Origin of the sequence: Bifidobacterium ruminantium DSM 6489, assembly GCF_000770925.1 — a bacterium.
Taxonomy (GTDB): Bacteria; Actinomycetota; Actinomycetes; order Actinomycetales; family Bifidobacteriaceae; genus Bifidobacterium; species Bifidobacterium ruminantium.
The window spans coordinates 157,524-181,577 of sequence record NZ_JDTK01000003.1 but is presented as its reverse complement, the minus strand read 5'-3'; the positions used below and the strand labels follow the sequence as shown (position 1 = coordinate 181,577).

General features: G+C 59.2%; 19 protein-coding genes. 8 read left to right on the top strand and 11 right to left on the bottom strand.

What is annotated here, in order from left to right:
• Positions 1-62: 62 nt before the first annotated feature.
• From pgsA to miaB, 4 genes are all read right to left on the bottom strand, one after another.
• Positions 63-728, bottom strand: a complete 666-nt coding sequence (pgsA, locus tag OU26_RS02825) for a CDP-diacylglycerol--glycerol-3-phosphate 3-phosphatidyltransferase (RefSeq protein WP_026646123.1) — start codon at positions 726-728, stop codon at positions 63-65.
• 63 nt (positions 729-791) lie between these two features.
• Positions 792-3,584: a DNA translocase FtsK gene (locus tag OU26_RS02820; RefSeq protein ID WP_026646124.1), complete on the bottom strand. Its 2,793-nt coding sequence runs from the start codon at positions 3,582-3,584 to the stop codon at positions 792-794.
• Positions 3,585-3,677: 93 nt separating this feature from the next.
• Positions 3,678-4,688 carry a tRNA (adenosine(37)-N6)-dimethylallyltransferase MiaA gene (gene miaA / locus OU26_RS02815; protein WP_026646125.1) on the bottom strand — a complete coding sequence of 337 codons (1,011 nt, stop codon included), beginning with the start codon at positions 4,686-4,688 and terminating at the stop codon, positions 3,678-3,680.
• Positions 4,672-6,126: a tRNA (N6-isopentenyl adenosine(37)-C2)-methylthiotransferase MiaB gene (gene miaB, locus OU26_RS02810; protein WP_026646126.1), complete on the bottom strand. Its 1,455-nt coding sequence runs from the start codon at positions 6,124-6,126 to the stop codon at positions 4,672-4,674. The genes miaA and miaB overlap by 17 nt, the downstream gene beginning before the upstream one ends.
• A 118-nt stretch (positions 6,127-6,244) precedes the next feature.
• Between miaB and OU26_RS02805 the strand changes: the two genes are divergently transcribed.
• Positions 6,245-6,982, top strand: coding sequence for a GTP pyrophosphokinase (locus tag OU26_RS02805; protein WP_193345871.1), 738 nt, complete (start codon positions 6,245-6,247; stop codon positions 6,980-6,982).
• An 83-nt stretch (positions 6,983-7,065) separates the two neighbouring features.
• On the opposite strand, the gene OU26_RS02800 is transcribed toward OU26_RS02805, so the two are convergent.
• The 3 genes from OU26_RS02800 to OU26_RS02790 form a co-directional block, all read right to left on the bottom strand.
• Positions 7,066-8,040, bottom strand: a complete 975-nt coding sequence (locus tag OU26_RS02800) for a DMT family transporter (RefSeq protein WP_033498851.1) — start codon at positions 8,038-8,040, stop codon at positions 7,066-7,068.
• 206 nt (positions 8,041-8,246) lie between these two features.
• Complete coding sequence (locus OU26_RS02795; protein ID WP_026646129.1) at positions 8,247-9,128, bottom strand: Bax inhibitor-1/YccA family protein; 882 nt, start codon at positions 9,126-9,128, stop codon at positions 8,247-8,249.
• Positions 9,129-9,260: 132 nt separating this feature from the next.
• On the bottom strand, positions 9,261-9,860 hold the full coding sequence (locus tag OU26_RS02790; RefSeq protein WP_202805759.1) for an Ltp family lipoprotein: 600 nt from the start codon (positions 9,858-9,860) through the stop codon (positions 9,261-9,263).
• Between the two features lie 201 nt (positions 9,861-10,061).
• Here OU26_RS02790 and OU26_RS02785 point away from each other — a divergent pair, with 201 nt between their 5' ends.
• The 3 genes from OU26_RS02785 (at position 10,062) to OU26_RS02775 (ending at position 14,271) form a co-directional block, all read left to right on the top strand.
• A complete protein-coding gene (locus tag OU26_RS02785; protein ID WP_026646131.1) occupies positions 10,062-11,345 on the top strand; it encodes a sensor histidine kinase in 1,284 nt (427 codons plus the stop codon).
• Complete coding sequence (locus OU26_RS02780; protein WP_026646132.1) at positions 11,342-12,034, top strand: response regulator transcription factor; 693 nt, start codon at positions 11,342-11,344, stop codon at positions 12,032-12,034. The genes OU26_RS02785 and OU26_RS02780 overlap by 4 nt, the downstream gene beginning before the upstream one ends.
• Before the next feature lie 128 nt (positions 12,035-12,162).
• Entirely contained in the window at positions 12,163-14,271 is a 2,109-nt protein-coding gene (locus OU26_RS02775) for a GmrSD restriction endonuclease domain-containing protein (RefSeq protein ID WP_026646133.1), read from the top strand.
• Between the two features lie 28 nt (positions 14,272-14,299).
• On the opposite strand, the gene OU26_RS02770 is transcribed toward OU26_RS02775, so the two are convergent.
• Both OU26_RS02770 and OU26_RS02765 read right to left on the bottom strand, forming a co-directional pair.
• A complete protein-coding gene (locus OU26_RS02770; RefSeq protein ID WP_026646134.1) occupies positions 14,300-14,959 on the bottom strand; it encodes a response regulator transcription factor in 660 nt (219 codons plus the stop codon).
• Positions 14,959-16,158, bottom strand: a complete 1,200-nt coding sequence (locus OU26_RS02765) for a sensor histidine kinase (RefSeq protein WP_026646135.1) — start codon at positions 16,156-16,158, stop codon at positions 14,959-14,961. Before OU26_RS02765 ends, OU26_RS02770 begins: the two co-directional genes overlap by 1 nt.
• 208 nt (positions 16,159-16,366) lie before the next feature.
• On the opposite strand from OU26_RS02765, the gene OU26_RS02760 reads away from it, so the two are divergent.
• From OU26_RS02760 to OU26_RS02745, 4 genes are all read left to right on the top strand, one after another.
• Entirely contained in the window at positions 16,367-17,344 is a 978-nt protein-coding gene (locus tag OU26_RS02760) for an ABC transporter ATP-binding protein (RefSeq protein WP_162164122.1), read from the top strand.
• Positions 17,345-17,390: 46 nt separating this feature from the next.
• Entirely contained in the window at positions 17,391-18,638 is a 1,248-nt protein-coding gene (locus OU26_RS02755) for an ABC transporter permease (RefSeq protein WP_026646137.1), read from the top strand.
• Positions 18,625-19,914: an ABC transporter permease gene (locus OU26_RS02750; protein ID WP_026646138.1), complete on the top strand. Its 1,290-nt coding sequence runs from the start codon at positions 18,625-18,627 to the stop codon at positions 19,912-19,914. Before OU26_RS02755 ends, OU26_RS02750 begins: the two co-directional genes overlap by 14 nt.
• Positions 19,915-20,050: 136 nt before the next feature.
• Positions 20,051-20,725: a sugar O-acetyltransferase gene (locus OU26_RS02745; protein ID WP_033498848.1), complete on the top strand. Its 675-nt coding sequence runs from the start codon at positions 20,051-20,053 to the stop codon at positions 20,723-20,725.
• On the opposite strand, the gene OU26_RS02740 is transcribed toward OU26_RS02745, so the two are convergent.
• Together OU26_RS02740 and acnA are read right to left on the bottom strand one after the other, a co-directional pair.
• Positions 20,715-21,107: a VOC family protein gene (locus tag OU26_RS02740; protein WP_026646140.1), complete on the bottom strand. Its 393-nt coding sequence runs from the start codon at positions 21,105-21,107 to the stop codon at positions 20,715-20,717. The genes OU26_RS02745 and OU26_RS02740 overlap by 11 nt on opposite strands.
• Before the next feature lie 209 nt (positions 21,108-21,316).
• Positions 21,317-24,016 carry an aconitate hydratase AcnA gene (acnA, locus tag OU26_RS02735; RefSeq protein WP_026646141.1) on the bottom strand — a complete coding sequence of 900 codons (2,700 nt, stop codon included), beginning with the start codon at positions 24,014-24,016 and terminating at the stop codon, positions 21,317-21,319.
• Positions 24,017-24,054 lie beyond the last annotated feature (38 nt).

Below are 24,054 nucleotides of genomic sequence, written 5' to 3'. Positions count from 1 at the left end.
CCAGCTCATCGCAGTGCGATTGGCTGGCCGCGGCCGCCGGGAATTCGGTTTCGCCCATTGGACTACTTGGCTTCCTTCGCGGCCTTCTTGCGGCCGCCGAACGTGTTGACGAGGTATTCTCCGCCCGAATACAGGCACAGAATCAGCGCGAGATAGATCAGGGCGTAGGTGATGGTGTAGTAGATGGTCATCCACAACGGAGTGGCGTTCATGCCGTCGGCGAGACTCCACATCGGCAGCATGAGCATGGCCAGACCGACACACTGGCAGAGCGTCTTGTATTTGCCGGCTTGGGATGCGGCGATGACCTTGCCGCCGGTATCGATGACGAAGAAGCGCATGACGGTGATGCCGATCTCGCGGATGAGGAACAACGCGGTCACGACCCAGCCGAGCACGACGTTGCCGAACTCGTTGAAGATGGCGGCGACGATCAGCGTGCCGCAGGTGAGCAGCTTGTCCGCGATCGGATCCATAAGCTTGCCCAGTTCGGTGACCTGGTTGTATTTGCGAGCCATCCATCCATCAAGCTTATCGGTGCACGCGGCGACGATGAAGATGACCGCCGCCCACCAGCGCATGGTCGTGTTCTTCGTGCCCCATGCGCCGGCCATGACGTACAGCGCCAAGAAGATGATGACGAGGATGATGCGGGAGAAAGTCACGATGTTCGGCGGGGAATTCCACCCGTCAAGCAGGGACGGTTTACGTTCTTCTTGCTTTTCCATACCGTTCACGTTACCCCGACACCGCTACTTGACGCAAAGCGAGATTGTCGCGCCTGTCGTTTCTCAGGCCTGCGCACCGTCCGACGGGGACGTGCCGCCGGTGAGCGAGGACGTCTCGCCCTTGATGAAGGCGAGCACCTGGGGCAGGTCCTGCGGCTGCACAAGCACCTCGCGGGCCTTGGAGCCCTCGGATGGCCCCACCACGCCACGAGATTCGAGCAGATCCATCAGACGACCGGCCTTGGCGAATCCGACACGCAGCTTGCGCTGCAGCATGGAGGTGGAGCCGAACTGCGTGGTGACCACCAATTCCGCGGCCTGCAGCAGCACATCCATATCATTGCCGATGTCCTCATCCGGTTCAACGGCCTTCTTCTCGGCTTCCTTGGCCATCTCCTCGATGTCCTCGCGGTAGTGGGGCTTGCGCTGGGTTCGCACGAATTCCACCGCGCGGCGTATTTCGGATTCGTCGACCCACGCGCCCTGCACTCGAATCGGCTTGGCCTGCCCCATGGGCAGGAACAGGGCATCGCCCTGTCCGATCAGAGTCTCCGCCCCGGTGGCGTCGAGGATGACGCGGGAATCAGTGGCGGATGAGGTGGCGAATGCCAGACGGGACGGGATGTTGGCCTTGATCAGACCGGTGACCACGTCGACGGACGGACGTTGGGTGGCGAGCACCAGATGGACGCCCGCGGCTCGTGCCAGCTGGGTGATGCGCTGGATGGAGCTTTCCACGTCGTTCTTGGCCACCATCATGAGGTCCGCCATCTCGTCCACGACCACCAGGATGTACGGGTACGGAGCCACCTTGCGCTTGGAACCGGCCGGCGCATGCACCTTGCCGGCGCGCACTGCCGCGTTGAAATCCTTAATGTGGCGGAATCCGAAGAATTCAAGGTCGCTGTATCGGGCGTCCATCTCCTTGACCACCCATTCGAGCGCCTGCGCCGCCTTCTTCGGATCGGTGATGATCGGCGTGAGCAGATGCGGGATACCCGCGTATGCGGACAGCTCCACTCGCTTCGGATCGACCATGATCATGCGGACCTGGTCGGGCGTGGCCCGCATGATCACGGAGGTGAGCATGGAGTTGATGAAGCTCGATTTGCCGGATCCGGTGGCGCCAGCCACCAGGAGGTGGGGCATCTTGGTCAGGTCGGCGGTCACGAAGTGGCCCTCCACGTCCTTGCCGACACCGGTGAGCATCGGATTCGGATCATTCCTGGCCTTGTCGGAGCGCAGCACGTCGCCCAGCACCACGGTCTCTCGATCGGTGTTCGGAATTTCGATGCCAATGGCCGACTTGCCTTCGATCACCGACAGGATGCGCACATCGGAGCTGGCCACAGCATAGGCGATGTTCTTCTGCAGATTGGTGACCTTCTCGACCTTGACACCAGGACCGAGCTCCACCTCGTACATGGTGACGGAGGGACCGCGCAGGAAGCCGACGACCTTCGCGTCGACGTTGAATTGCTGGAAGGTGCCGGTCAACGCGCGGATGACACGATCGTTCTCCGGGGTATGCGCGGCGTGCGGCGCGCCTTTCTTGAGGATGTTGAGGTCGGGCAGATGGTAGGGGCCTTCGGGAGCTCCGTCCGGCTCCGACGCACCGTCAGCATCAGAGCGCGCATCGTCGAGGACCTCTCCGGTGGCGGCATCCACCATGACCTCCTCGCCGTTGGAGGTACCATCCTCGTCGATGACCGCCCACGGATCGTTCGGCGCGACGCCAACGGGTTTGGCCTCCACGGCCGGCACCGATGCGGGCGCGCCGTCCGTGGAGCCGGACGGCACATCGATCGGATTAGAAGCGACGGAACGGCCGTGCCCCTCCTGTGGCATGGCCGTGGTGCCGGACGGCACGGCGGCGTAATCATCCGCATCATAATCGCCGGAGGATATGCTTCGCGGCGACGTATTACGTCGTCCGGAACCATCCACGATGGTTTCCGCGACCTGCCCATGGCGGTCAGCGGCATTGAGGAACGCCTCATCACCGGCGTAATGGTCGAGATCGCCGTCCTCGTCTTGCTTGGACTTGCGGGATGAAAGACGTTGCCTCATACGGGCGAACAGACTCGGCTTGGCGTCGTCGTCATTCTCTTCATCGGTGCCGTCATGCGCCGGAACCCCTTCGGCGAAGGCGAGCGTCGTATTGCCGACACGCACTTCGTTGGGGAATTGCTCCGTTTCGTCGTCGGCGTCATCGCGTCGTTTCGACGTGCCTGCGAATCTCGACGCCAACGCTCCCACCTTGTCGGGAATCTGCGTGACGCGCGTATGGGTGATCAGCAGCAAAGCGAAAAGAATGACGACCACGAAAATCGCGATCGAAAAACCTTTGGAAAGCCCCCATGCCAACGGACATCCCAGCACATAGCCGAGCAACCCTCCGGCGCGCTGCAGCAAAGCCATGTCGAATGTCGTGGAATCGGAGGCGATGGCGGCATCGAGAATCGAGCAGACAGACCATAGGATCATGAACCATCCGAGCGCCATATGGAGGTTCTCGTTCCGGTTCTGGGTCTTGCGCATCAGGCTGAACACCACAAGCGCGAGGAAGACCGGCAGAATCACGCTGGTCAGGCCGAACAGTCCCGATGCCATGGCGTGCAGCACCTGGCCGAAGGCGCCTTGGACCCGGAACCATTCGGATGCGCAGAACAGCACCGCGAGAATGGCCATAATGAAACATGCGATGTCGCGGCGGTATTTGCGCAGTATGACCGCCATCGCCGATGGTTCGGTCTCGTCCATGACCTTGGTGTCGCCGGAACGCGATTTGCCTGCGGATCCTTTGCCGTTTGACTTGCCGCTTGATTTCGGGGTGGAAGATGCTGTTCGTGCCATAACAGACATGATTTTACCCATGGGCACCGCCATGGCACGACGACATCCGATACTTATCGAAAGTTTTTGCCGCTTACGCCGTAGCCGCTTAGGCTAGGCGATATCGCCAAGATGATGCTGCGTGTACGCGTCCGCCTGCGCGTCGATCGCGTCGTAATCGCCGGCGTCGGCATGCTCGATGATGGCCATGGCATTGTCCAGCAACGCGGGATTGAGCGCCTGCAGCCAGTGGATGCGCGGATCGCGGCCAAACCATCCCATCTGCTTGCGCGCCAGACGCTTCGTCTTCTGCGCGATGCTCATGAACGTGTCGTTCAAATCGCACAGGCCGTCCAAATAGTCGACGACCTGCTGATAGCCGAGCGCCTTGCCTGCGGTGACGCCAAGCTTCGGACGAATGCGCTCGACTTCCTCGACGAAACCGTTCTCCAGCATCTGCTTGGTGCGGATGTCGATTCGGCGGTCCAGTTCCTCACGCGGCAAATCAAGGCCGATCTGCACGGTGGGAATCACATACCGGTAATGCGGCAGGCTCGCCGAATACGGACGCCCCGTCACCTCGATGACCTCCAACGCGCGGATGGTACGTCGAGGATTGTGCGGATCCATGCGGGCGGCCGCTTCCGGATCCTTCGCTTTGAGCTCGTCGAACAAGGCGCCGGCGCCTTCGACCTTCTCGCGTTCCTCAAGGCGCTTGCGCACCTCGGGGTCAGTGCCGGGGAAGGAAATGTCGTCGATGGCGGCGCGGGCGTACAGACCGGAGCCACCCACGAGGATCGGACGCACGCCCTTGGCCTGCAATTCGGCGATTTTGGCGCGTGCAATCTCCTGGAAACGCGCCACGGACATGGCGTCATCCGGTTCGATGATGTCGATGAGATGATGTCTCACCTCGGACTGTTCCTCAGGGGTCGCCTTGGCGGTGCCGATATCCATTCCCCTGTACATCTGGTAGGCATCGGCGTTGACGATTTCCGCCTGCTCGCCCTTGGCCGCCAGCGCTTTGGCGATGGCGATACCGAGTCCCGTCTTGCCTGACGCGGTGGGACCGACAATGGAGACGACCTTACGGGTTTCGGGCTTGCTTTCAGTGGCGGACGGCATAGGTCTGCCCCGCTTTCGGATCCGGGTCGGCGATGAGGTTGTGGCGTCCCGCATGGGTGACGGTGGCGGTCACGAAATCACCCACCTGCGGCATCGGCTCGCCTTCCGGCACGCCGACATGCACGAGCACGCCCGTCTTCTCACGTCCGGTGACGCGGTGGGTGGCGGCATCCTTCTTGCCGGACGCGCCGGTGACCATCACCTCGACGTCGCGGCCTTCGAAGGTCTTGAGGTTCTCTTCGGTGATGCGTTCCTGCAACGCCACAAGACGTTCGAAATGGTCCTGCACCACGTCATGTGGAATCTGCTCCATTTCAGCCGCCGGCGTGCCGGGGCGCGGCGAATAGATGAATGTGAACGCGGAGGAGAATCGTGCTTCCTCCACCACACGCAGGGTTTCCTGGAAGTCCTCCTCCGTTTCGCCCGGGAAGCCGACGATGATGTCGGTGGAGATCTGCGCGTCCGGCATGGCCTCGCGAATCTTACGCAGAATGTCAAGGAACTTGGCGGAACGGTAGGAACGGCGCATCGCACGAAGGATCCTGTCGGAACCCGACTGCAGCGGGAAGTGCAGCTGATGCATGACGTTCGGCGTCTCGGCCATCGCGGCAATCACATCGTCGGTGAAGGCCGCGGGATGCGGCGAGGTGAATCGCACACGTTCCAAACCGTCGATCTCGCCGCACGCGCGCAACAGCTTGGAGAAGGCGAACCGATCGCCGATGCCATAGCCGAAGGAGTTCACGTTCTGCCCCAACAGGGTGACCTCTTTGGCTCCTTCCTCCACGCATTGACGGATTTCGGCGAGAATGTCGCCAGGACGGCGATCATGTTCCTTACCTCGGGTGGTCGGCACTATGCAGAATGTACAGGTGTTGTTGCATCCCACGGAAATGGCTACCCAACTCGATACCTTAGACGCACGGTCAGTGGGCAGCTGGCTTGGGAAGTAGTTGAGCTCCTCCTTGACCTTCACTTGCGCATGCCCTTCGATACGGGCTTGGTCGAGCAATTGAGGCAGGGAACCGATATTCTTGGTGCCGAATACGGCGTCGACCCACGGAGCCTTCTTCGCGATCTTTTCACGGTCAAGCTGCGCCATGCAACCACCGACCGCAATCTGCAGGTTCGGACGTTCGCGTTTAAGCTCAGCCCATAATCCGATAGTGCCATACATGCGTTCAGCGGCATTCTCGCGTACCGCGCAGGTGTTCATGACGATCAGGTCGATGTCATGGTCGAGGTACTGCTCTTCGGTAGCAGGCACGTAACCATCGGCTTCGAGCACACCTGCGATACGTTCGGAATCGTGTACGTTCATCTGGCATCCGAGCGTATGCACGTAGAACACACCCTTGCCACGTGCGGGAGCGCCGTTTTCGTTCGGCTCGGTCAGTTTCAAGGCACGCTCCGCCTCGGTCATCATGTCTTCGTTCATAACGCACCATGCTAACGGCAGGGCCGCCCAGACGAATAGGCCATATTTGACCGGCGTAGCCTTTCTCACATGAATTTTCCAGCCATCGTCCAATATTGTGGGAGAATAACGAGTAAACTTGTCAACTGTGATACTTGATAGACGAAGCCGTATTAATACCAAGGAATTGCAGATACGTTTGAAGAACAACAATTTTGGAGAAAAAGGGTTTTCTTCCAAGCAAGTTGCTGCATTCATCAACCAAATGCAAGTGTATGAGGGCGCCATGTACGAGATCAGCACCAAGCTGGAGATTCTCGATTCGGAGTTCAGCATGCGCTTTTCGCATAATCCGATCCATCACATGGAACGTCGTCTGAAATCGGTCGATTCGATCCTCGGCAAGCTGAAACACAAGAATCTGCCGTTGACCATCGACGCGATCAAAGACAATTTGTTCGACGTGGCAGGCATCCGCGTAATCTGCAACTACCGTGACGATGTGTATTCCGTGGCGAACTATCTGTCGGCCCAGAGCGACATTCAGGTGCTTCGGGTCAAGGACTACATCAAGAATCCGAAGCAGAACGGGTACCGGTCGCTGCATGTCATCTACGCGGTGCCGGTGTTCCTTTCCTCCGGTCCGCATTACACGCCGGTGGAGGTGCAATTGCGCACCATCGCCATGGATTACTGGGCGAGTCTGGAGCATGCGCTTCGGTATAAGACCGATCTGCCGGATGCGAAGCTTGCCGAGCATTCGCAGACATTGCTTGACTGCGCGCGCAGCCTGCAGAACATCGAAACGCAGATGCAGAACATTCATCGCGATATCAACAACGCACCGCGCGTGGGCGAAGCCCCAAAAGAGGACTGAAGATGAATCGACATTTTTGAACAATCGATCACTGGTGAATCATATGAGTCGCCCAACAATCGATTGTTCAACGATCTCGACCACTACTCACGTTTGCGCAGCAGCCTTGGCACTTTCACCGGAACCTGTGCGAGCACGGTGCCGATGAAGATCAATGCGCAACCGATATAGGCACGCGTGGTCATGACTTCACCAAGTAGCAATGCACCTCCAACCGCGGAGAAAAACGATTCAAGGGACATGATGACAGCAGCGCGCGCAGGCGGCACAAGCTGCTGTCCGACCACCTGCAGCGTATAGGCTACACCTGCCGAACCGACACCGGCGTAGACAATCGGAAACCAGCTTTGCATGGCACCGGACCAGTCGATGGATCCTTCACACAATGAACCAATCCAACTCAGAATGGCGGTTGTGGAAATCTGTCCAAAAGACAGCAGGATCGGATCCATCTTCTGGCCGAAGGTATCGATCACCAGAATATGCCCTGCGAACAGTACTGCAGTAAACAGCAGCACTATGTCGGCAAGAGTGATCGACCCAAAACCGTCGGTAATGCATAGCAGGTAGAATCCAACCACAGCAATCGCTACGCTGACGATGACATTCACGGTCACACGGCGACGTAGGATAAGGAAGGCGAGCAGCGGCGTCATGACGATGTACAGCGCCGTGATGAAACCCGAACGTCCTGCGGAACCGGAATAGAGGACGCCATACTGTTGGACAGTGCTGGCGGCGAATAGCACAATACCACAGATGATGCTGACGATCACGGGATTGCCCAACCATTTCGGCATAGATACTTTCCCGCCATTGCCAAGCGAGACCATCGGATTCTTGTTCGATTCGCGACGTTGCTGCTCCTGCTTAGCGATGTTGTCACGACGGAACCAGAGCAACGGAATCAGTGATAACGCGCCCAATGTGAATCGTGTCGCTCCGAAAAACAAGGGGCTCATGGAAGCCATGCCCTGCACTTGGGAGACAAACGCGAAACCCCAAATCATGGCCGTCAACACCAGGCAGGCCATGCCACCTATTTCTTTCCTCTGCATGAGCCACTACCCTATGGCACGGCGTTCACCAACAAAAAAGCCTGACCATATTCTGGTCAGGCTTTGCTCGACGGTTCGGAGCAGGGGCGCTCCGTCCAAATCGGAAAAATCCCGCGACGCGTGCGATCCCAAAGCGTACCGAAGGAAGGCGTATTCCAATACGCCGACTGAGGCACAATGCAGGGAGCGCTCCGTCGCGGGATTTTTCAGTCGCGGCCGCCGAAGAGCTGGAGAATATACAGGAACATGTTGATGAAGTCCAGATACAGGTTCAGCGCGCAGATGATGGAGACCTTCTTGATCATGTCCTCGCCCTGGCCCTCATACTGGGCGAACAGCGCGCGGGTGGCTTGGGCATCATAGACGGTCATGCCGGCGAACAGCACAAGGCCGATGGCGGAGATGACCATCAACGTGGTTTGTCCGGGAGCGAAGATCATGAGCAGCACTTCGGCGATGATCAGCACGATAAGGCCGACCAGCAGGACCGGACCCGCCTTGAGCACATTGACCTTGGTGGTCATGCCCAACATGGTAAGCGCGAAGAAGAATCCGGCGCACATCGCCAGGGAGATGCCGATGGTGCCGAGATCATACGCCATGAAAATGGTGCTCAGCGAGAAGCCCATGATCGCGGCGTATACGTAGAACATGACGCGCGCGGTGCTTGGATTGATCTTTTCAATGCGAGCGCCCAGATAGATGGCGATCACGATTTCGACGACGAGCGGCGCCCACACGCCGATGACGCCAAGCGTCTGGATGAGTGCGATATAGGCACCGGTGACCTGGGTGAGGATGGCCACCGCGGCGGTGACGAGCAGGCCGATGGTCATCTCACCGTAGGCACGGGTGACGGAGGCGCGTTCGGCACGTTCGTAGGAATATGTGGCCTGGGCCGGAATGGTGGCCGCCGGAGCGCCCTGCGCATACATGTTCTGCGGCGCGTACTGGTACTGGTTCTGACCGTACGGATTCTGGTTGTACTGTCCGTACTGATTCTGGTTCGGATTGTACTGGTTCTGCCCGTACGGCTGGCCGTTGAATCCATTGGCGTTGTTGCCCTGGGGCTGCTGACCGAATGTCATAATCGCTCCTTAACTCGATTACGCAACACAGTACGGTACTTTTCTGACTATTTCATGAGAAATTTGAGAAAAGTGCGCGCTCTGCGAAAAGCGGTGCCGGACAAACGACTGCCGGCACCGCACGCCCAACGCTCAATCGTTCAAATGCTGAATAGCGTAATCCGCCTCTTCTTGAGTGAACTGTTCACCGTATTCGCTGGTCAGCTGGTCGCGAATCGCCTCGGGAGACATGGCCATGTTCTCCTGATACGACTTCGCCTTGGCAAGCGCGTTGGCGTTCCAGTCAGTCTGGACGTTATCGACGGCGTATTGGGCCGCTTCCTGCGAGAACTTACCTCCATATTCACTGGTCAGCTGCTTCAGCAGACCCGCTTTGGACATGTGCATGGCGTTGGCATAGGTGTCGGCTTGGCGAAGAGCCGACTTGTATTCCGGCGGAACCGAATCCTCCTGCTTTTTCTGCTCATTATTCTGTGTATCCGTCGCCTGCTGCGATTGTGTGGTCGACGAAGTCTTGCCGCTTTCCGTCGCCGTCCCACCACCTCCTGCGATACCGGCAATCACAAATACCGCAACGACGAGAACTATCCAAAACCAAACGCGCTTGTACAACGGCTTCTTCTCTTTTGCCATAGGTTGGACCGGCTGCAGCGGAGGCTGGGGTTGGATGGGTTGCTGCGGGGAAATGTAGCCACTCATGATCGTTCCTTCTTCTCGAATCGGTTGAGACACTTTCGAGAGTACGGAGCCGAGCGCGTGGACGGTATTGGACGAAAGGCCATTCCTGTCTGCCCTTTGAGGCGCGCGAAACGCACGGAAGAACAATGGCGTCTTTCGGGAACGGGCCCAATAATGGTAGCTATGAGCGAGACGACGAATTCTCCAGCCCCCATCGAAGTGCCAGTACGCACCAGGATCTGGCAAAGTGTGGTGATGGTGGTTTGCGCGGATTTCATGTGCATGGCGCAGACCGCGTTCGCCTCGCAACGTTTCGACCAGGATTCCGCCGCATACGTTTGGATGGTGTTCTGCGTGCTGCTGTCGTTCGTGGTCGGCCTGCTGCTGCTCGCCCGTTCCCGTTATCCACATGCCACATTCGTCGCCGCATGCGTGGCCGTGCTGGTTTTCCCATACGATTCCACCATCGCGTTGATGGCGTTGACCGCGCTGTTGGCTCGTCGCAATGACACGAGGACGACGGTTCGTGCGATCGCGGCGGGCGGCTTCGTCACACTTGTGGCGCAGGTGCGTGATACGTTGCGCCCGCCGGAGGCGTCCATCTGGCATATGGTGTTCGCCAAACCGGATACCGGCAGCCAATACGGCACCGACCTGGTCATGCTCGCCGATGAACGCACCATCGTCGTCACCGCCGTAGTGGCGGCATTACTGGAACTGGCCATCGCGACTTTGGCGGGATTGCATATCCGATCCCGCGCCTTGACATCGCTGGCAACGGCCAAGGCGGACGCGGCGGATGCGCAGGTGGCTCAACTCAAAACCGCGATCGACAGTCAGCAGCTGGCCGACGCAATCGCGGCCGAAGCGCATGACACGCTCGCCCATTCGCTATCCCTGCTGGCGTTGAATGCGAGCGCGCTGCAAGCCGAGTCGAAACGGCTCGTGGCCGAAGCGGAAAGCATGGACGCCCATCAGCTGGCCGAACAGACCGGCCGGATCGCGGAGAAAACCGAGGAAATCAGAAAACAGGCGGCGGGCGCTTTGGACGAGGCGCACAGCGTCATCGACATGCTGCGCCATCCGGAGCAGGCGCGTGAGCAACTGGCGCCATCCGACGAAACGTCCCTGACCCGTGAATCGCTGGATGCGCTTATCGGAGACGCACGTGCCGCCGGCATGCGGCTCAACACGTGGATCGACATCCAGCAATTGGGCCAGCTCAACAGGGAAACCGGCAAAATCGCCTATCGGTCCCTTCAGGAGGGACTGACCAACGCGAGCCGCCATGCGCCGGGATCCCCGGTATCGTTGGAACTCACCGCCAATCCCACCGCAGGCGTGCACGCGCATGTGTCCAATCCGACCATTCCAGCCAACGGTACGCATCTCGACACGAATGCAAAAGACATGTCTCGGACTGGCGCCGGATTGCCCGGACTGGCGGAACGCGTCCGCCAGTCCGGCGGAACATGCCGATTCGGTTTTGACCCGCAACACACGTTCCACATGGACGTGCAGCTACCATGGGTTGAGTGAGCAGCAACGAGAACAGCAACGACAGACCGATAACAGTTGGCGTGATCGATGACGATCCGATGATCTGCCAGGCCATGCGGCTGATCCTCGAAGACTATTCCGCAGGCAGGCTCAATGTTGTTTTCACCTGCACCGACGGAAGCCAGGCGATTGACGAAACCAGCGGACATCATCCGGACGTGGCATTGATGGATATCGCCATGCCCGGCATGGACGGCATTGAGACGACCAGGAGACTGCGCGCACTCCCCCGTCCACCGCATGTGCTGATACTGACGTCGTTGAGTCCGAGCGGAACCGTGGAACGGGCCATTGAGGCGGGCGCAGAAGGGTTCGTCTCCAAAACCGACGCGCCGGAGGAAATCATCCGCCGCATCACCGACGTGTGCGTGGGCCTGCCCCAGTTCAATCCGGCCAGCCAGCGACAGCTTATCAACGATCTCAATACTCAGCAGCCGCAATCGCGCCGCGATGAGGCGCGCGCCATGCTGGACGCGCTGCCCGAACGGGAACGTGAGGCAGTAGTTCTCGCAGCAGAAGGATTCACCAATGCCGAAATCGCGGAACGCATGTTCATCTCGGAACGTACCGTCAAGGCGCATATCTCCTCGGCCGCGGACAAACTGCGCATGGGACGCGTGCAGATGGCGAGACTCGTGGAACGCGCGGATCTGCCGGAACGGCTGTGAGCGAAACCACAGGCGGAGCCAGTATCCGAGACCACGTCCGTAAAACGCCGGGGCACCCCCTATCATAAAGTGGAGGTGATGCGCCGCGAACATGGCGCAAACGTTATCAATGAGGAATGGCGGTCGATATGGCGATCAGCGCGACGGAAAAGCCCCTAGGCAAGGTATTCACTTCCGATTACCAGTTCACCATCCCCTCGTTCCAACGCGCGTACACATGGCAGGCGGAGAACATCGAACAACTCGCCAACGATCTGCAGGACGCCTGCGCCGATCCGAATACGCCCTACTTCCTCGGCTCGCTCATCCTCGTCAAGGACGGCCCCACCCAATACCAGGTCATCGACGGGCAGCAACGCCTCATCTCCCTGTCGATCATCATCTCCGTGCTACGCGAACTGGAGGATGACCCCGACCTCATCGACAGCCTCAACGACCTCATCCTGGAACCGGGAGACAAACTGCGCGGCATCAAAGCCGAGCCACGCCTCACACTACGCGAACGCGACACCGACTTCTTCCGCATGTACGTGCAGGAAGGCGACCTGGAAGGCCTATTCGACCTAAGGGACAACGACATAGCCTCCCACGCGCAACGCAACATCGCCATCAACACCCGACGGGTATTCGACGCGCTCGCCGCCATGGAAACCAAAGACCGCCGCAGGTTCGCCTCATATCTGGTCAACGGCGTCACCCTCGTCATCGTCACCACCGATGACCTCGCCGGCGCGCACCGCATCTTCGACGTGATGAACATGCGCGGCGTTCCACTGACCGCATCCGACGTATTTAAAGCGAAGACCATCGCGGAAATATCCCCGGCCGCACGCAACGCCTACGCCACCCGATGGGACGACATCATGGATCCGCTCGGCGACGACGCGCACACGCTTGAGGAGTTCTTCGCCGACCTGCATCTGATCGTCTCGCACAAGGCCGTCTGCACGCAGCTGCTTGAGGAATTCCGCAAGGACGTGCTCAAACCCTACGTGAAACAGCAGAACGTCATCTCATTCATCGACGACCTACTCGCCCCCTACGCCAACGCGTGGCTCATCCTCAGTCGTCCAACCGACGCCAATCTGCCCGACGACATCGTGGCCCTACTCGTCGCGCTCGCCGACTACCAGACCACCGACTGGAAACCCGTAGCCATGTGGGCGCTGGTCAACTCCATCCGCAACCTCGGCAGCGCCAACGCCCAAGTGTTCTCCACACCCGGATTCCACGCGCCCGACAACGGCGCGGCGGACAAGCACGACGAGAAACTCCAACTGCACGACATCGACAGACTCCACGACGTGCTCAGCGCACTCGAACGCGTCACCGGCGTCGACAGCCTCAACAGGCAAAGCCCTCTCGCAAGACGAACCCGCGCCGCCAGCGCCATACGAGACCTCAACAAAGGACATACTCTCCAGCAGATCCGCGGCTTCCTCATCACCGACGAGGACCGAAGGTCAGCGCTCGCGCATCTGCGCGGCGAACTGCAAACCAGTCCCGCCATGAAAAAGCTTCTACTCATCCGAGCCAATGAGCAGAAGGCAGGCCACCGCATCATCCGCCCCCGCAGCCTCAAGGCCCTGCCGATCCTACCCGAACAAGTCGGAACTAAATCCGATTTCGCAGCCTGGCCGGAATCCGTGCGGGACCATTGGACCAATCGCATCGGCAATCTGGCACTCAGCCAAGCCAACGAAAACCAGGTCGCACCGCTCGCCACCTTCGCGCAACGCCGCGACCGCATGCTGCTCTCGGCAAGCTCCAAACGATTCCCCTTGACCGCCGAGCTCGCCGACATCGCCGAATGCACACCGCAGACCCTGCAATACCGACAGGACGAGACCGTACGGCTCATCGCCGACCATTGGAACATCCGCTACGACGCCGACAACACGGACCTGTCGACACTGAACGAGGAAACGCTCGCCGTGAATACCTCCGTCTCCTCCCCTACGTCCAAACGCGTGAGCATCGCACAGGTACTTAAGGCCGGACTGCTTATTCCTGGAGAAACCTTGGTATGGGACCGTCCACGCAAGGGCGAACGTTGGGTGGCAACCGTCACTGCGGGAGGCAAGCTCCGTATGGACGATGGCAAAGAATACGCTACACCCACCGCGGCCGCGCGTGCGGTCGGAGGTTCTTCGGCAGGACTTACCGTATGGAAGCGCACGTCGAATGGACAGAAACTGAGCGACATCTGGAAGGCGTATCGTTTACGCAAGCATTGAGCCGGAAAAGAAATCGGCCATCGCCTGACTATTGGCAGGAGAGCCATTCGACGGCGAGTTTCGTGCGATTGGAGATATTGGTTTTGGCAAGAATGTCGCTGATGCGATTGCGCACCGTGCCTTCGCTCAAGAATAGTTTCGTCGCGATTTCACGATTGTCCAATCCTTCGGCCACCAATTCCAACACCTCCCGTTCGCGTTCAGTAAGATTTGCGAAGCGTTCGGGAATTTCGTTAAGCCCATTGCAATCAGCATCAAGCAATGTCCGTGTTGCCATCGGCTGCACTCCAGTGCGAAGTTTGTTCAACACTTCGGCGCCCATGACCACCTGTCCCGCCATGACGGCTTGCACTGCGGGGATGACGGACGAAACATCCTGTTTGATCAGGTAGCCTTTCGTGCCGATTTCCAACGCTTTGGCAATATATGATTCATCGGCAAACGTGGTAAGCACAAGGATCCGCGCATCAGGATGTGCGGTGAGAATCAGTTCCGACGCTTCCAATCCGTTCATTCCGGGCATTTGCACGTCGACCAACAACACGTCAGGGGCATCCTTCTCATACCGGGTCACGGTATCCGCACCGGCATTGGCGGTCCATGCCACATCGGCGGTGCCAGTAGCCTCGAGAATCGTGGATAATGACGAGCAGACAATCGAGTCATCATCGGCTATAGCCACACGCATCAACGTTCTCCTTTCCGTACCCGCGCATTCTCTTCCTTCGCCGGTTTGGGAGTCGGCTTGGGAATGGATACAAACACGCGCCAACCCTCATGGTACGGTCCGCATACTGAGGAACCGCCCAACGCACGCGCACGTTCCTCGATATCCGAAATGCCTATACCGGTAGAATCGCCGGGACGAATGATTCTCGTGGCGGCGGTTTCGGCAGTAAACGTTCGATTGGCCCCATCATCCTGCACGCACAGTTGCCAAAGTGCCGGAAAGTCACGCAATACGATTGACACGTTACGTGCCTGACTGTGGCTGATCGTATTGTTCAGCGCTTCGCGGATGGTTGTGGCGAAGCATCGTGCCACTGCCGCTGGAGCCGATTCGATACCGTTGTCGAGTCTCACCTGCAACTCGCCTGTATCATCCATGCTGTGTGCCGCAGCCGCAATCTGCGAAGCGAAATCCGTGCCCTCATCTTTAAGATCATGCACGGCCTTACGTACCAAAGTCATCGCTTCGCCTACGGTGTCATGAATCTCGGCAAATTGACGAGCTGACTGTTCCTGTCCCGAAACCTGAGCCACCACCTGCGCCGCTTCGGTCTGCATGATGGCCCGCGTCAGCATATGCCCGACGTTGTCATGAATCTCGCGAGCTATGCGTGTGCGTTCGGCGAGTGTGGCCGCACGCACCGCCAAAGCGCGATCCTCGTCATTCTCGGCGAGACGCGAACGCAGCCGACGGATCTGATCGCGTCGGGAATCCTGCAATCGCCGCACCTCGCCGGCGAGCCGTGCCTCGCGCGCGCAGAGCAATCCTACTGCGAATCCCAGAATCGTCAGCAATGCCGTCATCGCGACAACCATCGCCGTAAATCCGGAACACAACGGCGACACAACCATGGGAACCAGCCACAGCCAGCGTGACGCCACGAACAAAGGACGCCCGTCAGTTTCAGGGAGCGAGGCCGCGTTGAACGCAGCAATCGGCAGCATCAAATACCAAGACGGCACGAGACATGTCATGCAATCGAATATGACAAGCATCGCCGCAGTGAGGCATGAGCCACCGGCATACTCCCCCACCGCTGCGCAGCACACCGCCACAAGCGCCCCGCACACCAGTCCAGGACCGACATCGCCGGACGCATACACGCCGACGATTATGCCCGCGGCCAGAAAAACGGCTTGGAACAGCAGTCGTCGCATGCCGCCTCCGTCCGTCGTATCGTCATGGTTCCGTCTCTTCAAGAGTAATGCACGCGATCCACGGCTATGCGATGACATGGACGAAAGTGACATTTGTCATGCCCTAAAGCGGCATCATCGCGGCAATCATGACTGCAGACACCATGTCGGGGGCATCAGGCGACGGGACAATGGAATCATGACGACACTTACGGGAAAGGAGCCAGCCATGGATGGACATACGAACGGCACGGCAAGCGCGGTCGCCGTCTCGAAACTGGTGAAACGCTATGGGGACATGGTGGCCCTCGACTATTTCGATCTCGACGTGAGGCAGGGTGAGATCTTCGGCCTGTTGGGTCCCAACGGTTCAGGCAAGACCACCGCCATCAACTGCATGCTCGCGCTGCTCACCTTCGACGAAGGCACCGTACGTGTATTCGGCGAGCGCATCACCCCCACCAGCTATGCGTTGAAGCGCCGCATCGGCATCGTGCCGCAGAACGTCGCCGTGTTCAACGAACTGACCGTCGAGGAGAACATCGATTATTTCTGCTCGTTGTATGTTCCGGACAAGGAGAAACGGCATGCGCTGGTGAAGGAGGCGCTGGATTTCGTGGGCTTGGCCGATTACCGCAAGTACCGTCCGGCGAAGCTGTCCGGCGGTCTGCTGCGACGGCTCAACATCGCATGCGGCATCGCGCACCGGCCGGATCTGATCTTCTTCGACGAGCCTACCGTCGCCGTCGATCCGCAAAGCCGCAATGCGATTCTCGAAGGCATCCAACGACTCAATCGTAAGGGTGCGACGGTGATCTACACCAGTCATTACATGGAGGAGGTCGAGCAGATCTGCGACCGGATCCTCATCATGGACCATGGCCGGCATCTGGCGCTCGGCACCGCCGACGAGCTCAAGGCGATGATCGATACCGGCGAGCGCATCAGCATCGAGACCGACGATCTGGGCGGACATGCGGACGCGGCCGACGCCACACTTGAGCGGCTGCGCGCGTTGCCGTTTGTGATCGGCGCCGATTATGACGGGCATGAGCTGACGGTGAACTGCCGCAGAGGCGACCACAATCTCATCGACGTGCTGCAGTTGTTGGAACGCGATGGCACGAATATCGGGCATCTTTCCAGCCGTCAGCCGACGCTCAACGACGTGTTCCTTGAGCTGACCGGCACCGCATTGCGCGACTGAATCGCTTTTCGGCATTTCCGAAGGCAATCGAAAGGCATATGACATCATGTGGCAAACGTTCCTGGTCAATCTCAAACTGCATCTGCGGGAGAAGACGCAGCTGTTCTGGCTGTTCGCCTTTCCCATCATCCTGGCCACCATGTTCAACGGCATGTTCGGCAATATCGCGGAAAGCTTCGAATTGCACACGCTTGACGTGGTCGTAGTCGAAGATACCGCATGGAAGGCATCCTATGGCGCGCAAACACTGATCGACGGTCTTTCGTCCGACTCGTCGGCTTCCGATACCGGCGGATTCGCGAAAGTGGATTCGGATGGCGGGTCGAAGCTCGTCAATGCGACGAAGGTGGATTCGACCGCGCAAGCGAAACGACTTTTGGCAGACGGTACCGTGCAAGGCATGCTGCAAGTCGTCGACGGTAGGCTGAAATTATCCGTTTCGCAGTCAACGCAATCGTCTGCATCGGATGTGATGGCGTCGAGCAGCGGATTGAATATTTCGCTGACTGTATTGGGCAACATTGTGGATCTATACAACCGCAACACCGATGTTGTTACAGAGATTGCAAAGAACAATCCAACAGCGTTGATGGACAGCGCGGTAACCGGCAGCATCGGCTCGACTAACGGTTATACGAAGGAAATCCAGCTGACGAATTTCAAGCCAAGCGGCACCGCGCGCTATTATTACGCACTTTTGGGCATGGCTGCGTTGATGGCCATGAGTTTTGCCATCAACGCCGTGACGATGACGCAGGCGAATCTTTCCGCACTGGGCATCCGTCGCTCGGTTTCGCCTTTGCCGAAGCTAAGGCAGTTGTTGGCCGGATTCCTGTCGAGCTGGCTGTGCTCGTTCCTGAGTCTGACCGTGGCGATGCTTTACATCCGCTTCGGCTGCAGGATCTCGCTGGGCGGACGGGAATGGGCTGCGGTCGGCGCTTGCCTGGTGGCATCGTTCGCCGCAAGCGCGTTCGGCACATTGTTGGGAGCGCTGCCAAAGATTCCCACAGGCGCCAAGCATGGCCTATGCACGGCCCTCGCCTGCATCCTGTCCTTGTTCTCCGGACTTTATGGACAGTTCGCCATGCAGCTCAGTGACCAGATCGCCCAACAGGCGCCCGTGCTGAGTCTCATCAATCCGGCACAGCAGATCACGAACCTGTTCTACGACATCCTGTATTACGACAATTTCAAACCTTTCTTCACCACCGCCGGCATTCTCGCCGCGATGAGCCTGGTCTGCCTTGCCGTGGCAACCGTTCTGTTGAGGAGGCAACGCTATGAATACCTGTAAGACCGCGTTGAGGATTCTGAAATCGCGCAAAATGTACCTGGTCATCTATCTGGGATTCATCGGAATCATGATGTTCGCCATCAGCTGGCAGATCATGCGGGGCTCGGCTGCGGGCAGCGATGCGGTGTTCCATCCCGATACGGCACGGGTGGCGGTGGTCGACCGCGATGGCGGTGCCGATGGTGTCTCGTCCGCGTTGCGTTCCTATCTTGCGTTGGATGGCGAGATGGTGGATGTCGAGGACGATTCCGAGGCCCTGCAACAGGCTGTCGCATCGAATTACGTCGATTTGATAGCGATCGTGCCACATGGTTTCGCTTCGGACTACCAGAAGTTTCTGGATGGCTCGTCGGATAGCCAGCCAACGGTTGAGACTGTCGTCAGCTACACTTCCGGCGCGGGTTCGCTTTCCCAGTTGGAGGTCAACGAATTCCTGTCGTTGACGCGCACCGCGTACTTGGGCCAGGCGGGAACGCAACAGTCGCTGGATACGGCCATGCGGACGGTGCTGGAAACCGCGAAAGCCGATGCCGGAACGTCGAAGATCGCGGTGGTGCGGTCGCCTTCCGATAGTGACGGAAGTGTGACACCGGTCGTGTCCGCGTTTGCCGGAACCATCAAAACAGGCCTGTATCCGCTGCTGCTGGTCATGCCGGTCTGCACGTTCCTGGTGGTTGGCGCGTTCAACGACGGTGAGATTCGTCGGCGTCTGTATTCGTCGCCCGCACGGCTGGCATCGATGGGAATGCAGGAGCTGCTCACCTGCGCGGCGTTCGGTCTGGTGGTGTGCGTCGGATATACTGTGGCCACGCTGGCGTTGCTGGTGATGGCTGGAGTGCCGTTCGGCGGGTTGACGCCCGTGAATGTGGGATTGTCGTTCATCTCGCTGTTCGTCTACACCTTGATGGCGGTCGCCTGCGGATTCCTGCTAGGGTCGGTCGGATGCTCCGAAATGGCCGTCAACGCGTTCGCCAACGTGTTTGGTCTGCTGTGCATGTTCACGTCCGGTATGGCGTTCCCCGTGGATATGATGCCCGAACCGATGATCATGATCGGCAAGCTGTTGCCCGGTTGGTGGCTGTGCGTGTCCATCGACGACGTGTTCGGGCTTGGCACCGCGTCCGTGACCGGAGTGGATTATGGCGCTTGGGCGTCGTCGATCGGTCTGGTCGCATTGTTTGGTGCCGCATTCGTCTGCCTTGGCTTGGCGTTAGGGCGGATTCGCCGCATGCGTCCGACGTTGGCCTCCCCCGCCACCACGCAGTTGGCCAAATGAGTCGCATGCCAATTCCAATGAACGGTACGGCACGGGAAGCAAATCGTATAATAGGGCTCGCCCTGTTTCCTTTCCGCGATGCGTCTTCATAAAACCGACGTATCGCGCAACCGACGGTTCCATAAAAGGAGTCCATATGACGGAAAATCGTGAAAATCCCATTGCACAAACCCCTGCCGAGACTCCCGCAAACGAGTGGGAGCGTATGCTGTCCGGCGAGCTGTATGTGGCGGACAGCCCGAAGCAACGCGAGATGAACATGCGCAAGCGTCGTCTGGTGCAAGCCATCAACACATCGGCGTATGACGCCTTCGATGAGCGCGACCGTCTCTTCCGCGAACTGTTCGGTTCGCTCGGCAAGGGAGCGTTCCTGGAGCCGCCGTTCAACTGCGACTATGGCTGCAATACATACATCGGCGACAATTTCTACGCCAATATGGACTGCATCTTCCTTGACGTGGCCAGGATCACCATCGGTGACCGCGTGTTCTTCGGTCCGCGTGTGGGACTGTACACCCCTTACCATCCGATCGATGCCACAGTGCGGGCTTCCGGACCGGAAGGCGCACGCCCCATTACCATCGGCAACGACGTATGGTTCGGCGGCAATGTGGTGGTCGGTCCCGGCGTGACCATCGGCGATGACGTGGTGACCGGCGCCGGCTCCGTGGTGGTCAAGGACATTCCGTCGCATTCGGTGGCCGTGGGCAACCCATGCCATGTGATCCGTCCAATCACGGATGACGACCGCACGTACTGGCAGGCCAAGGCCGCGGAATACCGTGCTTGGAAGGATTCGATTACCGACTGACGGCGTGCAACCAGTCGGTGACGGCTTCGATGTTGTTGCCGTCCGGGTCGAGCACGAAGGCGGCGTAATAGCCGGGATGGTAGGCGCGTGGACCCGGCTTGCCGTTGTCGGTGCCGCCTGCAGCGATGGCCGCTTTGTAGAAGTCGCGTACGACCTGTTCGTTGTCGGCGCGGAATGCAATATGAGTGGGAACGGGAGTCTGTCCAGGCTTTTCCATTGGCGAGACGTAGAAGTCTGATCGCGGCGTGCCGTCATCGACGCCGAATCCGATGGTCGGCTCGTGATGTGCTTTGGGAATGTAGCCGAGTGGCGCCAAGGCCTTGGCATAGAACGCGATGCTTCGCTCCGCGTCCGAAGCGTGAAGAGTGATGTGATCAAGCATGCCTCTACCCTAGCGCTGATACGAGAGTGGGCCGGAACCTCGCGATTCCGGCCCACTCGTCGCTGCGTCAAGTCTCGTCTCACACGCTGGTCTACCGAGCGGATCAGCGGAGTAAATAGGCAAAGACGCGTGTGTCTTCTAGGCGCACCGAAGGAAGGCGTACTCAGTACGCCGACTGAGGAGCAACGACGAAGACACTCCGTCTTTGTCTATTTCATTAGGTTGCGCAGGACGTACTGGAGAATACCTCCGTTGCGGTAGTAGTCGGCCTCGCCTGGGGTATCGATGCGCACGACCGCGTCGAATTCGGTCTTGGAACCGTCATCGTGGGTGGCGGTGACGTGGACGGTCTTCGGGGTGGAGCCGCTGTTGAGCGCTTCGACTCCGGAGATGTCATAGGTTTCGGTGCCGTTCAGCCCAAGGCTTTCATACGATTCACCTTCGGGGAACTGCAGCGGGAGCACACCCATGCCGATGAGGTTGGAACGGTGGATACGTTCGAAGCTTTCGGTGATGACTGCTTTGACACCCAGCATGACGGTGCCCTTGGCGGCCCAGTCACGAGAGGAGCCGGTGCCGTATTCCTTGCCTGCGAGCACGACGAGTGGCACGTCATGGTCAATGTAGTCGCGGGACGCTTCGAAAATCGTGGTCGGCTTCTTGTCGAGGAAGTCGTAGGTGAAGCCACCAGGAGTGATTTCTTCGCCGACGGAGGCGAGCAGCTGATTCCTGAGACGAATGTTACCGAACGTGCCACGGACCATGACTTCATGGTTGCCTCGACGGGAACCGTAGGAGTTGAAGTTCTTCGGTTCGACACCACGATCGGTCAGGTACTTGCCTGCCGGGCTGGAAGCCTTGAACGCACCTGCCGGAGAGATGTGATCGGTGGTCACGGAGTCGCCGAGCAGTGCAAGCACACGGGCGCCGTGAATATCCTCAACTGGATCCGGGGTGGCTTTCATACCGTCGAAGAAGGTCTGCTTACGCACGTAGGTGGAATTCTCGTCCCAGGCGAACAGTTCGCCTTCCGGCACGTCGAGGCCCTTCCAACGGCGGTCGCCCTCGAATACGGAGGCGTAGTCCTTGAGGAACATTTCGCGGCTGACGGTACCGTTCACCACGGATTCGACTTCCTCGTTGGTCGGCCAGATGTCCTTCAAGTACACGTCGTTGCCTTCGTTGTCCCTACCAAGCGGCTGGGTTTCGAAGTCGAAGTCCATGGTGCCAGCGAGTGCGTAGGCGATGACGAGCGGCGGGGATGCCAGATAGTTCATCTTGACGTCGGGGCTGATGCGGCCTTCGAAGTTGCGGTTACCGCTCAGCACGGAGGTGACGGTCAGGTCGTTGGCGTTGATGGCTTCGGAGATTTCGGGCAGCAGCGGACCGGAGTTGCCGATGCAGGTGGCGCAGCCGAAGCCGACCAGCTGGTAGCCGAGCGCGTCGAGATCGTCCTGCAGGCCGGCGGCCTTCAGGTAGTCGGCCACAACCTGGGAGCCCGGCGCAAGTGAGGTCTTGACCCACGGCTTGGGCTTGAGTCCCTTGGCATGCGCGTTGCGGGCGATGAGGCCGGCCGCGATCATGACGGACGGGTTGGAGGTGTTGGTGCAGGAGGTGATGGATGCGATGGCCACATCACCGTTCTTGATGTCGAAGTCGCCACGGAAATCGGTGGAGACGGCGACCGGCTTCTGCACGGTCTTGTCGGTCTCATAGTCCAGCAGGGTGGCTTCGAACTTCGTCTTGGATTCGCTCAGCTTGATGCGGTCCTGCGGGCGCTTCGGGCCTGCGATGGACGGCACGACAGTGCCGAGGTCGAGCTCGAGATATTCGGAATACTGCGGTTCCACGTAGTTCGGGTCAGTGGTGTCGCCCCACAGCTTATTGGCCTTGGCGTAGGCTTCGACGAGGGCAATCTGCTCTTCGGAACGGCCGGTCAGACGCAGATAGTCGAGCGTAACGCCGTCGATTGGGAAGATGCCGCAGGTGGAGCCGAATTCCGGACCCATGTTGCCGATGGTCGCACGGTTGGCCAGCGGCACGGAGGCGATGCCTTCGCCGTAGAATTCGACGAACTTGCCGACCACGCCGTGCTGGCGCAGCATGTCGGTGATGGTGAGCACCACATCGGTGGCGGTGACGCCTTCGGGGATGGAGCCGGTGAGCTTGAAGCCGACGACGCGCGGCACGAGCATGGAGATGGGCTGGCCGAGCATGGCGGCTTCGGCTTCGATGCCGCCCACGCCCCAGCCGAGCACGCCCAGACCGTTGACGGTGGTGGTGTGCGAGTCGGTGCCGACGCAGGAGTCGAGGTACGCGAGGGTGTTACCGTTCTGCTCCGCCTTGGTCATAACGACCTTGGCGAGGTATTCGATGTTGACCTGGTGGATGATGCCGGTTCCCGGCGGCACCACGCGGAAGTTTCGGAAGGCCTGCTGGCCCCAACGCAGGAACTGGTAGCGTTCGCCGTTGCGCTGGTATTCGATATCCATGTTCTGTTCGACGGCGTCGGCGACGCCGTACTTGTCGATCTGTACGGAGTGGTCGATCACCATGTCAGACTGGACCTGAGGGTTGATGACCTCCGGGTCTCCCCCGAGTTCCTTGACTGCATCGCGCATAGTGGCGAGATCGACGATGCATGGCACGCCGGTGAAGTCCTGCATGACCACGCGGGACGGCGTGAACTGGATCTCGTGGCTCGGCTGGGCGTTCGGATCCCAATCCAACAGTGCCTTGACATGATCATCCGTAATGTTGGCGCCATCGATGTTGCGCACCAGATTCTCGACGAGAACCTTCAACGAATACGGAAGATGATCGATGCCCGGCAAATCCGCGATACGGTAATAGTCGTAATCCTTGCCGCCCACCTTCAGGGTGTCGAGCTGGTCATCGCGCACAGACATGCTACCTCCGAGCTTTATGGCTGCTTTGAACTGCTTTT

What these genes read in the sequence shown, in the direction of transcription:
- OU26_RS02820 (WP_026646124.1), bottom strand. Translation starts at nt 3,584, where the DNA reads ATGGCACGAACAGCATCTTCCACCCCGAAATCAAGCGGCAAGTCAAAC.
- OU26_RS02785 (WP_026646131.1), top strand. Translation starts at nt 10,062, where the DNA reads ATGGTGGTTTGCGCGGATTTCATGTGCATGGCGCAGACCGCGTTCGCC.
- OU26_RS02750 (WP_026646138.1), top strand. Translation starts at nt 18,625, where the DNA reads ATGAATACCTGTAAGACCGCGTTGAGGATTCTGAAATCGCGCAAAATG.
- OU26_RS02770 (WP_026646134.1), bottom strand. Translation starts at nt 14,959, where the DNA reads ATGCGTGTGGCTATAGCCGATGATGACTCGATTGTCTGCTCGTCATTA.
- OU26_RS02795 (WP_026646129.1), bottom strand. Translation starts at nt 9,128, where the DNA reads ATGACATTCGGTCAGCAGCCCCAGGGCAACAACGCCAATGGATTCAAC.
- OU26_RS02745 (WP_033498848.1), top strand. Translation starts at nt 20,051, where the DNA reads ATGACGGAAAATCGTGAAAATCCCATTGCACAAACCCCTGCCGAGACT.
- OU26_RS02800 (WP_033498851.1), bottom strand. Translation starts at nt 8,040, where the DNA reads ATGCAGAGGAAAGAAATAGGTGGCATGGCCTGCCTGGTGTTGACGGCC.
- OU26_RS02740 (WP_026646140.1), bottom strand. Translation starts at nt 21,107, where the DNA reads ATGCTTGATCACATCACTCTTCACGCTTCGGACGCGGAGCGAAGCATC.
- OU26_RS02765 (WP_026646135.1), bottom strand. Translation starts at nt 16,158, where the DNA reads ATGCGACGACTGCTGTTCCAAGCCGTTTTTCTGGCCGCGGGCATAATC.
- OU26_RS02760 (WP_162164122.1), top strand. Translation starts at nt 16,367, where the DNA reads ATGGATGGACATACGAACGGCACGGCAAGCGCGGTCGCCGTCTCGAAA.
- miaB (WP_026646126.1), bottom strand. Translation starts at nt 6,126, where the DNA reads ATGAACGAAGACATGATGACCGAGGCGGAGCGTGCCTTGAAACTGACC.
- pgsA (WP_026646123.1), bottom strand. Translation starts at nt 728, where the DNA reads ATGGAAAAGCAAGAAGAACGTAAACCGTCCCTGCTTGACGGGTGGAAT.
- OU26_RS02755 (WP_026646137.1), top strand. Translation starts at nt 17,391, where the DNA reads ATGTGGCAAACGTTCCTGGTCAATCTCAAACTGCATCTGCGGGAGAAG.
- miaA (WP_026646125.1), bottom strand. Translation starts at nt 4,688, where the DNA reads ATGCCGTCCGCCACTGAAAGCAAGCCCGAAACCCGTAAGGTCGTCTCC.
- acnA (WP_026646141.1), bottom strand. Translation starts at nt 24,016, where the DNA reads ATGTCTGTGCGCGATGACCAGCTCGACACCCTGAAGGTGGGCGGCAAG.
- OU26_RS02775 (WP_026646133.1), top strand. Translation starts at nt 12,163, where the DNA reads ATGGCGATCAGCGCGACGGAAAAGCCCCTAGGCAAGGTATTCACTTCC.